The sequence below is a fragment of the Aeromonas sp. 30P genome (genome assembly GCF_051919805.1).
GTDB lineage: Bacteria > Pseudomonadota > Gammaproteobacteria > Enterobacterales > Aeromonadaceae > Aeromonas > Aeromonas veronii.
On the sequence record NZ_JBQBEA010000001.1, the window covers coordinates 2,823,540 to 2,839,983 of the forward strand.

The window sequence follows — 16,444 nt, forward strand, 5'->3', positions numbered from 1 at the left end:
ATGTCTACACCGTAGAAGGAGATAGCGCGCTGTTCCGTTGCAAAAAAGCGTACGTTCGAGAGGAATTCAACAAATGGACGGAAAAAAATCGAAGAGTTGGAATTTCTTAATACAAATCAGAATCCTAGACACAGCCCCATTCAAGGCTGACCTTGAGTTGGTTATAGAAAAATGGCGAAAAGAGAAGTGACTGGTATAAAAAAGGCCCCTATCGGGGCCATTTCCAGCATTTAGTTCAAGACAATGGGAAGGCAGGATGAACAAATCCCTGGTAACCATCGATATGCAACTTGGAAAGCAGTTCCACTTGATGTTGATCCTCGACACGGGTCGCAATGGTGGTCACTCCGGCATTGTGTGCGGCGCGACACACTGCGGCCAGGAATGAGGTGTCAGCCCCCGGCTCCATGACCTGACTGGTATAACCGTGATCGACCTTGACATAAGCCGGCGACAGCTCCTCCAGATAGCCCAGAGACTGGAAGTGACGACCATAGTGGTCAACCCCCCACTGGAAGCCATGAGCTTGCAAGGTGCCAACCAACGCAGCCACGTTGTCTTTATGTTTCATGATGGCAGCTTCAGGTATTTCAAATAACAACCGCTCTTTGAGCTCTGCATGCTCGGTCAGATAGCGCGTCAGCCAGGTTAAAAATTCATCCGAGCAGAGCGAGCCAGCAGTGATGTTGATCGCCAGTACCAGATCAGACTGTTTTTGCAGTAATGGAACGCAAGCATCAAGCACCGCTTGGTCAAACTCGCCACCCAATTTGAACTGTTCAATCGCGGGCAAGAACTGACCTGCAAAATAATCAGTGCCATCCCGAGAGATAGAAGCAAACAGCTCGGCATGCAACCTTGCTTCATTATCAAACCGGCAAGCTGGTTGGGCTTTGAAGCGCCAAAGTTGTCGTGAAATGGCATCTTGTACCAGATCTCGCCAGGCCAAACGCCCCATCAAACCTTGCTCGGCCCCCCCTTCCATCACCACAGCACCACGGCGTTCATTGCGCGCCTTGCCAAGCGCATTATCGGCTTTGGTCAACAAGGCAGAGAGATCATCATTACCATCACGACCGGCAATACCGATGACGGAGAGCGCATCCCCTTCGCCCATTGGATTCACCACCAGATCGGCAATGCGGCTATTAATCACTTCAGCCAGCTCTTTTAGCTGAGTCAGATCGTCAGTTGGACAGAGCAGCGCATATTCCGTCGCGGAGATCCGTGCCAAGGCTGCGCCATCCCACCCTTTTAATTGCTCTTTCAAAGCCTGAGCTATCGATTTGACCATGTTGTCGCGGGCAGCAAAGCCTTCATCGCGATAGATATCATCCAGCATGTCGACCGCAACCAGCATGACGCCACCTTGGCCAGCCTCCGCTATCCATGCGTTTACCTGACCCACAAAATAGGCTCGGTTGCCAAGTCCCGATACGGCATCGACATAAACCCGCTCACGCAATTTCTCGGCCTCATCGGCTTGCTCTTTGAACTGCAACGCCAACTTGCTTGAGAGGGTGTTGATCGCCTGAACGACCTGCTTCAATTCATGAGTTTTAGGCTCCGGGATTGTATGACCGAAATGGTGCAGCTCAATCTCGACGGCTTGATCACAGATCTGTTTGAGTGGCTTGAGCAAGTAGTTGAGTGCTCTCATCAACAAAATGGTGGTGATCAAAAAGCCGACCAGAAACCAGCTCGCCAGCTCGCTCATCCCCCGCCACAACTCGTAATAAGCCTGGCCGGGGTGACCCACTACTTTTAATTTTCCAAGCTGCAACCAGCCAGACGTCAGAATTGACTCGTTGGATACCTCAGGAAACAGTCCCAAATTTACAAACCACCGCGGTACCCCCTGAATATTGTTGGTATTTTCCTGTTCGATGACATCCTTTGAGGCCAGCAGATCCAGGCGAACCAGTCGATAATAGCCGCCATCAAAAATAGCCTGGATCACCGACTCGGCACCGACCTTGTCACCGTTTTCCAGATAGGGAGTGAGCGCAAGCCCCAGCGAAGTTGCCGTATTGATGACCGTTGTTTCCTGTTGCTGCGCCAGATAAGTGCGGGTTGAATTGAATTGCACCCAGTATGTGGCCGCAAATAACAATCCAAACAGCAGCAGCATAGTGGCTAATAACTGTCGATAGAGCGTCATAGGTTAATCATCCAAATTCACCACTGGCCGAGCCAATCGCCCCGAGGTCATGCGATTGCGTAAATCATTCCATAATCCCAAGCGGGATGATTGACCAGCCAGTTCCCCTTGGCCTCGTGCCTTCATCAACCACAAGTGACTACCGTTAAAACTGTAAATAGGCACCAGATCACGCCGCTGTGTGGCAGGGCGAATCGAGCCTATCAAATTATCCAAAATCACCGGAACGGAAGAGGGTGTCTCATAATATGCCACCACCATGTGAAACTGGTTGTAATCAAGAGCCTTGACGTACACCATCCGCATTTTATCATCAGGGATCCCAATCTCGAGCAGCGTAGAGTATTTGGCGATACTGAAATCTTCACAGTCTCCCCCGGCGGCTCCCAAAAATTCCAGCGGGGTTGCCCAATAATCCTTTTTGCGCCACAACTTGATATCGTCAATAAAACGCATCCGATTGAAAAAATTATTAACCCGCTCAAGCTTTTTTTCTTCGCTCAGGGCCCTGCCCTTCGTCTCCATGACCAACATACGCCAACTGGTTACACGCTTGCCAGCTCTGGCGCCATAGGTCTGCTCCGCCCGCTTGATCAAGTTGAGATCTTCCTGTGGCAGAGGCTGACTGGCACAGAGCAGAAGTGAGAAGGGTAACAGCAGGATCCACAAGGAGTGGCGCAGAGCACGTAGCGATCGGTATCTCCATTCATTGAGAAGATAACACCATCGGCTACCGGTACCACGCTGGAGTGTCACGTCATATTCCTGCTGCATTATTACTGCTGCACTCCTCAAAGCTCGTACAACAACCTGCGTTAGCCAAACATGGTGACTGCCAGCAGCAGTCACCATGTTGGCGTTCATGATCCCAGCGGGATCATGAACAAACGGTTATTGCCTGGCCTGCCATTCAGCGGGTTGTTTGACGCTAAATGCATTGAGCAGACTACCTGTCGCGTTGAGAATGCGATAGTCAGCCAGCAGTGCATCATACTCAGCGGTGATATAGCTGCGACGCGCCTCGAATAGTTCGTTCTCGGTGTTCAATACGTCCAGCAATGTCCGTTGACCCAAACCAAACTGCTTCTTGTATGCCTGTACGGTGTCATAGCTGGCGTCAACATGCTCTTTCAGGAAGGTCTTCTGCTTGGCCAGCGACTCTTTCGCGTTCCAGGCCAGACGAGTGCCTTCCTCCACCTGGCGAAACGCATTCAAATGAATGTCTTTCGCCTGAGAGTAGAGAGCCGATGTTGCATTGCTCTCTGCCACATCAGAACCGCCACGGAACAGGTTGTAACGCATGCGCACCATTGCGGTCAGATCATCGTTGCGCCCTTTGACCGCATCGATATCCTCATTCCAGTTCTGATCGACCTCGAATGTTACATTGGGGTAGAAACCGGATTTGGCACCTTCATGCTGATACTTGGCCGCTTCGATATCCTGCAAGGAGGAAAGCAGGGTCGGGTGGACTTCGGTCGCTGTTTTCAGCGCACTATCGAGGCTGGTCGGGATAAGCTCGGTATTGGGAACCGGCTGTACCAGATCTTTGGGCACCTCGTTCACGACACGAATAAATTCACTCTCTGCGTCGCGATAGTTGTTTTCAGCAGCGGCCTGATTTGAATAGGCCCGGGCAACACGACCTTCAATCTGGGTCTGATCCGCAGTAGAGCCAAGCCCTGAATCAGTCCGCTTGCTGATGTCGCTGCGGATCTGTTCGTGGGTTTCCAGGTTCTGTTTGGAAAGCTCCAGGATCTCCTGCTGACGCAGCATATTGAGGTAGACCTCAGCTACTCGAAGCGCGGTATTCTCTGCTTCGGAGATCATCGCCAGACGCTGGGCATTGGCTTCTGCTTCGGTTCTGGAGATGTTGTTGCTGACATCAAAGCCATCAAACAACATTTGCCGCAGGCTGAGTCCAGCCTCTTTGCGAGTCATGGAATCATCAATATTGCTGTTGGCGCTGGCAGCGCGGGTAGAAGGGCTGTCAGTTTTTTCATAGCCTACGCCGCCACGCAGATCGATCGTAGGATAATAGCCACCCTTGGCTCCATCATGCTGATAGAGTCGTGCCTGATACAGATCAAACGCTTCCTTGATCTTGGGATGCGTAGCAAGTGTCTGTGCCACCGACTCTTCCAGAGTCTGGGCCTGACCCAAACTCGGGATCAGGATGCAGCCACTGACCAGCATGGCAACAATCGTTTTTTTCATGTTATCTCCAGTCATGTTTTGTTTTTAGATTGTTGGCTTATCGTTCTCTCAGTGCCGACTGCTTTGCCCGTAAAATCGGCTTAAGCAAATAGTCTAGGACACTTTTTTTACCAGTAATGATATCAGCACTGGCTAACATACCGGGGATGATGGGAAGTGCGTTAAGCTCATCGCCCAAGTAACTCTTCTCTGTTCGAACCCGAACCAGATAAAAGGAGTTCCCCTCCTCATCCTGGATCGAATCCGCACTTATCTGTTCAACCTTGCCATGCAATCCTCCATAGATTGTAAAGTCGTAGGCAGTAATTTTGACGATGGCATCCAGCCCCGGTCGCAGGAAAGCGATATCTTTCGGTGACACCTTGGCTTCTACCAGCAAGGTATCCTCCAGCGGCACAATCTCCATCAAATCCATGCCGGGCTGAACCACGCCGCCCAGGGTGTTGATCTTGAGTTTCTTGATGGTGCCCTTGAGCGGAGCAATCACGCTGGTCCGGTCAACTCTGTCTCGCAAGCCAACCTGCCCTTCTGACAACTGGCCAAGCCGCCCCTGCTTCTCATTCAGTTCAGTCTGGGAGTCTGCTCTGAACTTCAGCGCAATATCATTACGCTTGGAGATGGTCTCACGCAGTACCGAATTGAGTTTTGGGATCAGCAGACGGTTGCTCTCCAGCTCCCCCTGCATCTCGTTGACCTGCCGCTCAAGCTTGATTAGCTCCACTTGAGGCACTATACCCTCTTTCGCCAGCGGACGACTAATATTCAGTTCCTGTCTGGCCAGATCCACACTGCGATTCACGGTGCGAATTTTGGCATTAAGTTCAATCAGCTCCTGCTCTTTCTGTTCGATTTGCTGACCAAGAATATAGAGCTGGTTCTTCAGGTTATTGAGGCGATCCCGCTGTACAGAGCGCTCACGGTGCGCATATTCGGCAAAGACGGTTTCATAACCATCGGGGAACTGGATTGGCGCTTCGCCTACCACTACCTGCTCACGCCACCCCAGTGCCGGGTCGTTTTTCACCTCGACGCTGGCCATCTCGGCGCGCAGACGGGCCACATCCCCCTTCAGGGTGACGACCTCTTGCTCCCGTTCTCTAAAGTCGGAGCGGAAACGGGTGTCATCAATACGCAGCAGCGGCTGCCCCTTTTCGACGATGTCCCCCTCTTTGACGAAGATCTCTTTGACGATCCCCCCTTCCAGGTTCTGGATCACCTGCAGCTGACGGGACGGAATAACCTTGCCCTGACCCACGGTGACTTCATCCAGTTCGGCCCAGGCCGCCCAGACGATGGCACTCATGAAAAAGAGGAAACAGCACCATAGCAGGATACGAGCTCCGGTCGGCGTGGTCAGCAGTACAGCTGCCGCGCCGTCATCGACAAACTCCAGATGCTCGGGTGCCGGCAATACCTCGCCGGAAGGCGTCTTTTTGCTGCGCTTGAACCAGTCCATGAGCCCCTTAACCATGGGACACCTCCTGCACACGCACCTTGCCTTCCTTCAACTGCTGCAACACCACCTCTTTGGGGCCATCAGCAACGATCTGCCCCTGCTCGATAACGATCACTCGCGATGCCACATCCAGCATCGAGGTTTTGTGAGTGATGAGGATCAATGTGGTTTCCGGGCCCAGTCTGGCGAGCTCCTGTTTGACCTGCATCTCGGACTGGTTGTCCATGTTGGAGGTCGGCTCATCCATCACCAGAATGGGGGGATCATTGAGCAGGGCGCGTGCCAGCAGGATCGACTGACGCTGGCCACCGGAAAGCTGACGCCCCCCCTCACCTATCTGCCGATCCAGCCCGTTGGGATCCCGGTTGGTAAAGTTGGTGACACCCGCCCGCTTGGCGGCGCGCAAGACTCTCACATCATCCACCAGCGGATTACCCAGCATGATGTTGTCCCGCACCGATCCAAAAAAGAGAATGACATCTTGCGGAACACAGCCGATATTGCGACGGATCACCGCAGGTGGCAGTTGATCGAGTTCAAAGCCGTCGATACGTACCGAGCCATCGGTCGGTCGATACAGTCCCATCAACAGCTTCTCGAGGGTCGTTTTACCCGCACCAATCCGGCCGATAATCGCCACCTTTTCGCCCGGCTGAATGCGCAAATTGATATTGTGCAGGGTGCTGGTTTCCATGCCGGGATATTTGAAGGAGACATTCTCGAATTCAATTCGACCGGCAATCACCGGATGATGGATATATTGCTTGCCCTCCTCCTGCTCACCCGGGGTTTGCATGATTTTTTCCAGAATATCCAGTGCTGACTTGGCCTGGTTATAACGGGTCGACAACACGGAGAGTTGTACCATGGGCGCAATGGCGCGACTGGAGAGCATCACGGCGGCAATCATGCCCCCCATGGTGACCAAACCTTCGGAGATCTGGTAAACACCGACGATCACCAGACCGACCGTCACCACCTGCTGGATATAGCTGGCCAGCGAGGACATGGAGTTGGTAATGCGGCGGGTCTGTACGCCCCAGGTGGAAATATGGGAGACGGCCTGCTCCCAGCGATGCTGGAACATGCTCTCGGCGCCGAAAATCTTGACGGTTTCCAGCCCGGAAATACTTTCAATCAGGTTGGCGTTCTTCTGGGACGCCAGGCGTGACCCCTCTTCGATGGACTGCTTGAGGGGCTCCTGAATATAGAGGCTGTAGGCGATGAGGATCAGCATGGCGACGATGGGAACCACCACCATTACGCCTGCAAACATCCAGATAATAAAAAGGAAGAAGACGGCAAAGGGCAGATCGATAAGAGTAGAAACCGTTGCGGAGGTGAAAAACTCCCGCACCGATTCAAATTCCTGCAGATGTTTGGCGAACGCGCCAGTGGAAGCGGGACGAGATTCCATCCGCATGCCCATCACCTTGGCGAAAATCTTGGCAGACAGTAGCACATCAGACTTTTTGCCAGCGATATCGATAAAGTAACTGCGCAACTGCCGCATCACAAAATCGAAGGTAAAGACCACCATGGCCCCGACCGCCAGCACCCAGAGCGAATCAAACGCCAGATTGGGCACAATCTTGTCATAGACGTTCATGGTGAAAAGAGGGCTGGCAATGGCAAACAGGTTGATCAGAATGGAGGCGATCAGCACATCGCGATAGATACCGCGGGATTCGAACAAGGTGCTCCAGAACCAGTGTCCATCACGGGTTTCCAGCACCTTGGGAGAGCGCTCGTCAAACTTGAACTGCTTCTTTACATAGAAGAGGCGCCCCAGATACTCATCACCCAATTGGGCTGCGGTCAGCCATTGAGCGGCATCACCGGCCTGCGGGAAGATCACTTTCCCCTGGCTGCGATCTTCGTTCCACTCCAGCAAAATGCAGGCGCCACCACTGCGCATCTGCAATACGCAAGGCAGCAGCAAGGGAGAAATATCGGCCAGTGGCTGGATCACTTCACGGGCGGATAACCCGCCCCGCTCGGCAGCACGGCAAAAGAGTGCGGTAGTCAGGCGTCCGGAAACCAGTGGCAACCCGGTCGTCAGGGCATCCTGGCTGTTGGGCACACCATAAAAACGGGTCAAGAAGACCAGACACTCCAATAACTCATCAATACGACTTGTTTCTGCTTGCATAGCATCCTGTCACTGCATAAATGAGGTAGATAAGAGCGTTCATCGCTCCTATTTCCCTGCTATAGCCACGCTAAAACCGAGTGGCCTTCCCGCTGATGAGACTGATCAGGGGATAAACCTGTCCAGATAGATCGCGACACTCATCGCCAATTTCCCGCCACAGCAGCAATGGCGGCATGATTCGTTATTGGTAAAAATAATCGGCTCATCAACACCATGCTAACACTGCAATCAGGGTGAATGTCGGAGTTAATTGATAATGACATTTATTATGGCGCACCACTATATCAACCGGCACGTACCAAAACTATAGTTTAGGGTATGAAGTTTTTTATATAACCCTATGTTTTACGTGAAAATAATAATCTTGCGCTCAATTATAGGTCAGGAAGTATGAAGGGTCTGCCCAACGCGTGACCTTGCGGGCCGTTCAATGAGAGTGCTTTGGCAATGTCCGCCATGGCCGTCCAGCGATTTTCACACCAGGCTGGTGCCAACAGGGTTGGACGGCGCGCGGATGCCGAAATCCGGTGATACACCACCTCGGGCGGCGTGTGCTGGATCATGGCGACAGCCGCCTCCACATACTGCTCCAGCGTCAATACCTCAAGCCGCCCCGCCTGCCACGCCTTGCCGAGAGTACTGCCTTCAACCACATGAAGCGGATGCAACTTGATCCCCTCAACACCGGTCTCAACGATGCGATGTAGGGTATCGAGGCTGTCCATCGGCACTTCGCCCGGCAGGCCGACGATCAGATGAGCACATACCTTGATGCCGCGCTGATGGGCACGTCTTACCGCATCCTCATAGGCGGCATAACCGTGGCCGCGGTTGATCCGTTGCAGGGTCTTATCGTTGGCACTTTGCAGCCCGAGCTCCAGCCACACCTCGTAACCCCGGGCCTGATAGCCCGCCAACAGATCCAGCACCGCATCCGGCACGCAATCGGGGCGAGTGCCCACACAGAGCCCCACCATATCGCTCACCGACAGCGCCTCTTCATACATCCGCTGCAGATATTCGACCTCGGCATAGGTGCTTGTATAGGCCTGAAAATAGGCAAGATAGCGTTTGGCACGGGTGACTTCGTCCCGGCGAGCCAGCAGTTGTTGCACCACGGAGAGTTGCTGAGCCGACTCGTCAGCAAAAGAGGATACGTTGCAGAAGGTGCAGCCACCACGGCCCAGGGTGCCGTCACGGTTCGGGCAGGTGAAGGCCCCGTGGATGGAGAGTTTGTGGATCTTCTGACCATGACGTTGCTTGAGATCCTGACCGAATGTATTGACGAGTTCGTGTAACTGCATGACACCTCCGCTAAAGGAGCGCCATTGTACGAGCTTGCGTAAAACAGGGGCTGAGCTGGATCAAGCTAGCGGAGAGGGTAAAACATATAAATACCCGACCAATTTTGAATAAATATAGAGAAAAAGCGCAAAAAAAGGATTTTTACAGTTCTTTGACGATTCAAACAGTAAACATCCATATGAAAATGAGACCTGATAACCCACTGTTGAACAATGAAAAATTCAAAGAGACCCGACAGCACACAATTGCAAGCATGGGATATTGAAAATGTGATCCCTTCCGCTGTCGGCCACATCGGGTTGGTAAAATTACTACATTCGCCCATCGTCGCCGAGCGCACCATTGAGCCCGCCAATGACGATATATTTAACCAACAAAATCAAACTACACAGAATAAACACTCCATAACTGCGAGCGAATCCCCCTAACCCGACATTTTGTTATGCGAATGTAACCATGAAGACAAACCTGACCTGCGATTGACCTCGCCAGAAAATCCCATTAGTTTGGAGATTCGCCACGTCAGGCAGACGGAACCACAAGAGCCAGTCGCAATTTATGCAGTCAGACGATGACTGTGCGATGCAAGGCCGAGCAAGGGAGATATGCAATGTCACTATATGATCCAAAGCTGGAGAGGGATAACTGTGGCTTCGGCCTGTTGGCCCACATGGAAGGGGAAGCCAGCCACAAGCTTGTCCGTCTCGCGATGTCAGCATTGGCTCGCATGCAGCACCGCGGCGGGATCTCCGCCGATGGCAAGACCGGCGACGGTTGTGGCCTGTTGCTGCAAAAACCGGACAGCTTCTTCAGAGCTGTCGCCGAGGAGAAGGGATGGCACCTTGGCCGCAACTATGCGGTCGGCATGCTGTTCCTCAACCCTGACCCCGTATTGGCCCAGGCAACTCGCGACATCATCGACGAGGAGCTGGAAAAAGAGACCCTGAGTCTGGTCGGCTGGCGCAAGGTGCCCGTCGATACCAACGTACTCGGTACCATCGCCAAAGCCTCCCTGCCCAGCATTGAACAGGTCTTTGTCAACGCCCCGCCCGGCTGGGTCGACAAGGATCTCGAACGCCGCCTCTATATCGTGCGTCGCCGCATCGAAAAGCGCGTCAACGACGACTACTTCTATGTGGTCAGCCTCTCCAACCTGGTCACCGTCTATAAAGGGCTGTGCATGCCGGTGGACTTGCCGCGCTTCTATCTGGATCTCGCCGACATCCGTATGCAGGCAGCCATCTGCGTCTTCCACCAGCGCTTCTCCACCAACACCAGCCCGCGCTGGCCGCTGGCCCAGCCGTTCCGCTATCTGGCCCACAACGGCGAGATCAACACCATCGCCGGCAACCGCCAGTGGGCCAAGGCGCGCAGCTACAAGTTTGCCACCCCGCTCATTCCCGATCTGCAGGAAGCGGCCCCCTTCGTCAATACCACCGGCTCTGACTCCTCCAGCCTCGACAACATGCTGGATCTCTTCCTCGCCGGCGGCATGGACCTGTTCCGCGCCATGCGTCTGTTGATCCCGCCTGCATGGCAAAAACACCCGAACATGGATGACGACCTGCGCGCCTTCTACGACTTCAACTCCATGCACATGGAGCCGTGGGATGGCCCGGCCGGTATCGTCATGACCGATGGCCGCTACGCCACCTGCGCCCTTGACAGAAACGGCCTGCGTCCGGCCCGCTACGTCATCACCAAGGACAAGTTCATAACCTTGGCCTCCGAAGTTGGCACCTGGGACTACACCCCGGACGAAGTGCTGGAGAAGGGCCGAGTCGGCCCGGGCGAGCTGTTCGTGGTCGACACCAGCAACGGCAAGGTGTGGACCAGCTTCGAGATCGATGACGATCTCAAGAGCCGCCACACCTACAAACAGTGGATGGACAAACATTGCCGCCGGCTGGTCCCCTTCGAGCAGATGGACGACAGCCAGACCGGTAGCCGCGAGTTCTCCGATGAGCAGCTGAAAACCTATCAGAAGCTGTTTGGCTACTCCTTCGAGGAGCTGGACCAGATCATCCGGGTGCTCGGTGAAAATGGTCAGGAAGCGGTGGGCTCCATGGGGGATGACACCCCGATGGCAGTGCTCTCTTCCAGCGCTCGCACCCTTTATGATTACTTCCGCCAGATGTTTGCGCAGGTGACCAACCCGCCCATCGATCCGCTGCGGGAGAATCACGTGATGTCGCTCGCCACCTGTATCGGTCGCGAGCAGAACGTCTTCAACGAGACCTTCGGCCACGCCCACCGGGTGCTGTTCCAGTCACCGATCCTGCTCTACTCCGACTTCCACCAGCTGCTGGCACTGGAAGGCGAGTACTACCGTCATCAGGTGATCAGCCTCAACTTCAAGCCCGAAGAGGGGCTGGAAGCGGCCATCTTGCGCATCTGCGAGGAGGCCAAAACCGCTGCCAAGAGTGGCACCGTGCTGCTGGTGCTGTCGGATCGCGATATCAGCGCCGATACCCTGCCGATCCCGGCCGCCATGGCGGTGGGCGCGGTACAGCGCACCCTGGTGGACAACAACCTGCGCTGCGACGCCAACATTCTGGTGGAGACCGCGAGCGTGCGCGATCCGCACCACTTCTCGGTGCTGCTGGGCTTTGGCGCGACCGCCATCTACCCCTATCTGGCCTACGAAACCCTGGCCAAACAGGTTGAAGAGGGTGTGCTCGCCATGCCCCTGCGCCAGGCGATGGTCAACTACCGCAACGGCATCAACAAGGGGCTCTACAAGGTGATGTCCAAGATGGGCATCAGCACGGTCGCCAGCTACCGCTGCTCCCAACTGTTTGAAGCGGTGGGTCTGGCCAAAACCGTGGTCGAGACCTGTTTCCGTGGCGTGTCGAGCCGTATTCAGGGCGCCGACTTTGCCGACATCCAGCAGGATCAGCTCAAGCTGGCCCGTCAGGCCTGGCTGGCCCGCAAGCCCCTCGCCCACGGCGGCCTGCTCAAGTTCGTTCACGGCGGCGAGTACCACACCTACAACCCGGATGTGGTGCAGACCCTGCAAACCGCGGTACGCTCCGGCAACTATGCCGATTACAAGGAGTACGCCCGTCTGGTCAACGAACGCCCGGTCTCCACCTTGCGTGACCTGTTGGCCCTGAAGAAGGTCGACAATCCGGTCGCACTGGATCAGGTTGAGCCGGCCGACAAGCTGTTCCCCCGCTTCGACTCCGCCGCCATGTCCATCGGTGCCCTCGGCCCTGAGGCACACGAGGCGCTGGCTGTCGCCATGAACCGCCTCGGCGGTCAGAGCAACTCCGGCGAAGGTGGCGAGGATCCCAAGCGCTTCGGTACCGAGAAGAACTCCCGCATCAAGCAGGTGGCTTCCGGCCGCTTTGGCGTCACCCCCCACTACCTGATGAACGCCGATGTGGTGCAGATCAAGGTAGCGCAGGGTGCCAAGCCCGGCGAAGGTGGCCAGCTGCCCGGCGACAAGGTCACCGCCCAGATCGCCCAGCTGCGCTATTCCGTGCCCGGCGTGACCCTGATCTCGCCGCCGCCGCACCATATATCTACTCCATCGAGGATCTGGCCCAGCTCATCTTCGACATCAAGCAGATCAACCCGAGCTGTCTGGTGTCGGTGAAACTGGTCTCCGAACCCGGCGTTGGCACCATTGCCTGCGGCGTGGCCAAGGCCTATGCCGACTTCATCACCATCTCCGGTTATGATGGCGGCACTGGCGCGAGCCCCCTCACCTCGGTCAAATATGCCGGCTCCCCGTGGGAACTGGGTCTGGCTGAAACCCAGCAGGCGCTGGTCGCCAACGGTCTGCGCCACAAGGTGCGGCTGCAGGTGGATGGCGGTCTCAAAACCGGCCTCGACATCATCAAGGCAGCCATCCTCGGCGCCGAGAGCTTCGGCTTTGGCACCGGCCCCATGGTGGCGCTCGGTTGTAAATACCTGCGTATTTGCCACCTGAACAACTGCGCTACCGGCGTTGCCACTCAGGATGAGAAGCTGCGTCGCGAGCACTTCACCGGCCTGCCGGAGATGGTGATGAACTACTTCAAGTTCATCGCCGAAGAGACTCGCGAGCTGATGGCTCAGCTCGGCGTCACCCAGCTGACCGACCTGATTGGCCGCACCGATCTGCTGGAAGCCCTGCCCGGCCTCACCGCCCGTCAGGCCAAGCTGGATCTCTCCGGCATTCTGGCCCGTCCGGTTGCGCCGGCAGGCTCCAGTCTGTTCAGCCAGCAGCACAACCCCACCTTCGACAAGGGGCCGCTCAACCTGAAAATGGTGGAGGATCTGCTTGAGGCGGTGGAAACCTCAAGCGGCGGCGAGTTCCGCTACGACATTCGCAACACCGACCGCTCGGTGGGTGCACGCCTCTCGGGCGAGATCGTCAAACGGCACGGCAACCAGGGGATGGCGGCAGATCCGGTCAAGGTGCACTTCAACGGCACCGCAGGCCAGAGCTTCGGCGTCTGGAACGCAGGTGGCCTCGAGATGATCCTCACCGGTGACGCCAACGACTACGTGGGCAAGGGGATGACCGGCGGCAAGCTGGTGATCAAGCCCCATGTCGGCGTGGCGTTCAAATCCCATGAAGCAGCCATTATCGGCAACACCTGCCTCTACGGCGCCACCGGCGGCAAGCTCTACGCCGCGGGCACTGCCGGCGAGCGTTTCGCGGTGCGTAACTCCGGCGCCCTGGCGGTAGTCGAGGGGATTGGCGACAACGGCTGTGAATACATGACCGGCGGCATCGTCACCGTGCTCGGTCAGACTGGCGTCAACTTTGCGGCGGGCATGACCGGCGGCTTTGCCTACGTGCTCGACGAGTGCGGCAACTTCGCCAAGCGAACCAACCCCGAGCTGGTGGAACTGCTGGACGTGGCGGATCTCGCCATCCATCAGGAGCACCTGCGCGGCATCATCACGGCGCACCTCAATGAGACCGGCAGCTCGCGCGCCGAGGAGATCCTGGCCAACTTCGACTCCTATGTGCCCAAGTTCAGGCTGATCAAACCCAAGTCCAGCGACGTGAAATCGCTGCTGGGTCACACCAGCCGTTCCAGTGCAGAACTCAGAATCCAGGCGCAATAAGGAGGGAACCCTATGAGCCAGAACGTATTTCAGTTTATCGATGTCCAGCGGGTCGACCCGCCCAAGAAGCCGCTCAAGATCCGCAAAATCCAGTTTGTGGAGATCTACGAGTCCTTCAATCAGCCGCAGGTACAGATGCAGGCGGATCGCTGCCTCGAGTGCGGCAACCCCTATTGCGAGTGGAAGTGTCCGGTCCACAACTACATCCCCAACTGGCTGAAACTGGCCAAAGAGGGGCGCATTCTGGAGGCGGTAGAGCTCTCCCACCAGACCAACAGCCTGCCGGAAGTGTGCGGTCGGGTCTGCCCGCAGGATCGCCTCTGCGAGGGCTCCTGTACCCTCAACGATCGCTTCGGTGCGGTGACTATCGGCAATATCGAAAAGTACATCACCGACAAGGCGTTCGAGATGGGCTGGAAGCCCGATCTCTCGAACGTGGTCAAGACCGGCAAGCGGGTCGCCGTTATTGGCGCAGGCCCGGCTGGTCTCGCCTGTGCCGACGTGCTGGCACGCAATGGCGTCACCCCTGTGGTGTTTGACAAGTATCCGGAGATCGGCGGCCTGCTCACCTTCGGAATCCCCTCCTTCAAGCTGGAAAAAGAGGTGATGCAGCGTCGCCGCGAGATCTTCCAGGGGATGGGCGTGGAGTTTCGTCTCGAGACCGAAGTGGGCAAGGACATCACCTTCGCCGATCTGCTCGGCGAGTTCGATGCGGTCTTCCTCGGGGTCGGTACCTACAAGTACATGAAGGGTGGCTTTGCCAACGAAGAGGCACCGGGCGTCTATGATGCCCTGCCCTACCTCATCGCCAACGCCAACCGCTTGCTGGGCTTCGAGAAGGCACAAGCCGACTACATCGACTTCGCCGGCAAGCAGGTGGTGGTGCTGGGCGGTGGCGATACCGCCATGGACTGCGTGCGTACCGCCATCCGTCAGGGAGCCGCCAAGGTGATCTGCGCCTATCGCCGCGACGAGGAGAACATGCCGGGCTCCAAGCGGGAGGTGAAAAATGCCCGCGAGGAGGGGGTTGAGTTCATGTTCAACCTGCAACCGGTGGCGGTCGAGCTGGATGCCAACGGTCGCACCGTCGGCATCAAGGTGGTGAGCACCGAGCTGGGTGAACCCGATGCCAATGGCCGCCGCAATCCGGTGGTCATCGAGGGCTCCGAGCAGGTGCTGGCTGCCGATGCGGTGGTGATGGCGTTTGGCTTCCAGCCCAACCCCCAGCCCTGGATGGCGGAGTTCGGCATCGAGCTCGACAACCGGGATCGCATCAAGGCCCGCGAGCAGGCGGAATATGCCTTCCAGACCAGCAACCCCAAGGTGTTCGCCGGTGGCGACGCGGTACGTGGCTCCGATCTGGTGGTGACCGCCATCTACGAAGGGCGCAAAGCGGCCGAAGGGATCATGGACTATCTGGCGGTCTGATCCGACCGACCAAGACCCTGATGCGCTTTCACAATCAGCCTCGCCAATGCGAGGCTGATTTTTTGTAGCTACCCCCTACAAACGCACCACCAGCCACTCCCCCTTGCCGACCGGCACCAGCGAGGTGGCAAAGGCCGGATCCTGCCCGACCTCGTTCATCCACTCCACCATCTCGCTGCGATGGGAGATGGCGTTATCAACCACCAGCAGGCCACGGGGTGCCAGCAGGCGGCGGATCTGCGGCCACCATGCCCGGTAGTGCTGACGATCCGAATCGAGGAAGATGAGCTGATAGCCTGCTTGCGGCAAGGTCGGTAACAGCTCACTCGCATCCCCTTCCAGCAACGTTACCCAAGGGGCCACCCCTGACCTCTGAAAGTTGTCATGGGCCTGTACGCGCTTATCCTCATCCAGCTCAATGGTGGTCACGTGTCCCTCAAGCCGACGCACCGCTTCTGCCAGCCAAAGCGTGGAGTAACCATTGGAGGTGCCAATCTCCAGCACCGCCTGCGCCCCACGGGTCTGCACCAGCACTGACAGCAACTCCCCCGTGTCGCGGGTGATATTGAGCAGCTTGCGGTGGCGGGCCTGCTGCATGCTGTCATTGCGCTCGCCAAGCTGCTCCAGCTGGCGTTTTAACTGTTCCAGTTCCATC

Annotated in this window: 8 protein-coding genes and 1 pseudogene; 2 read left to right on the top strand and 7 right to left on the bottom strand. The window is 56.4% G+C overall.

Features of this window, described 5'->3' with window-relative positions; all coding sequences use genetic code 11:
* Positions 1-235: 235 nt before the first annotated feature.
* The 6 genes from ACTG2B_RS13060 to ACTG2B_RS13085 form a co-directional block, all read right to left on the bottom strand.
* Entirely contained in the window at positions 236-2,161 is a 1,926-nt protein-coding gene (locus ACTG2B_RS13060) for an EAL domain-containing protein (protein ID WP_429203093.1), read from the bottom strand.
* 3 nt (positions 2,162-2,164) lie between these two features.
* Positions 2,165-2,917 (bottom strand): transglutaminase-like cysteine peptidase, encoded by a 753-nt coding sequence (locus ACTG2B_RS13065; RefSeq protein ID WP_337739136.1) that lies wholly within the window; start codon positions 2,915-2,917, stop codon positions 2,165-2,167.
* A gap of 135 nt (positions 2,918-3,052) precedes the next feature.
* Positions 3,053-4,378 (bottom strand): TolC family outer membrane protein, encoded by a 1,326-nt coding sequence (locus tag ACTG2B_RS13070; RefSeq protein WP_160881689.1) that lies wholly within the window; start codon positions 4,376-4,378, stop codon positions 3,053-3,055.
* A 37-nt stretch (positions 4,379-4,415) separates the two neighbouring features.
* On the bottom strand, positions 4,416-5,849 hold the full coding sequence (locus tag ACTG2B_RS13075; RefSeq protein WP_005350982.1) for an HlyD family type I secretion periplasmic adaptor subunit: 1,434 nt from the start codon (positions 5,847-5,849) through the stop codon (positions 4,416-4,418).
* Positions 5,842-7,986, bottom strand: a complete 2,145-nt coding sequence (locus ACTG2B_RS13080) for a type I secretion system permease/ATPase (protein WP_216948819.1) — start codon at positions 7,984-7,986, stop codon at positions 5,842-5,844. The genes ACTG2B_RS13075 and ACTG2B_RS13080 overlap by 8 nt, the downstream gene beginning before the upstream one ends.
* Positions 7,987-8,363: 377 nt before the next feature.
* Positions 8,364-9,293, bottom strand: a complete 930-nt coding sequence (locus ACTG2B_RS13085; protein WP_042083735.1) for a TIGR01212 family radical SAM protein — start codon at positions 9,291-9,293, stop codon at positions 8,364-8,366.
* Positions 9,294-9,904: 611 nt separating this feature from the next.
* Between ACTG2B_RS13085 and gltB the strand changes: the two are divergent.
* Together gltB and ACTG2B_RS13095 are read left to right on the top strand one after the other, a co-directional pair.
* Positions 9,905-14,361 (top strand): annotated as a pseudogene (gene gltB / locus ACTG2B_RS13090) (glutamate synthase large subunit).
* A gap of 12 nt (positions 14,362-14,373) precedes the next feature.
* Entirely contained in the window at positions 14,374-15,789 is a 1,416-nt protein-coding gene (locus tag ACTG2B_RS13095; protein ID WP_021229438.1) for an FAD-dependent oxidoreductase, read from the top strand.
* A 75-nt stretch (positions 15,790-15,864) separates the two neighbouring features.
* Here the strand turns inward: ACTG2B_RS13095 and ACTG2B_RS13100 are convergent, their stop codons facing one another.
* Positions 15,865-16,443 carry an O-methyltransferase gene (locus ACTG2B_RS13100; protein WP_439996026.1) on the bottom strand — a complete coding sequence of 193 codons (579 nt, stop codon included), beginning with the start codon at positions 16,441-16,443 and terminating at the stop codon, positions 15,865-15,867.
* Between the last annotated feature and the right edge of the window lies 1 nt (position 16,444).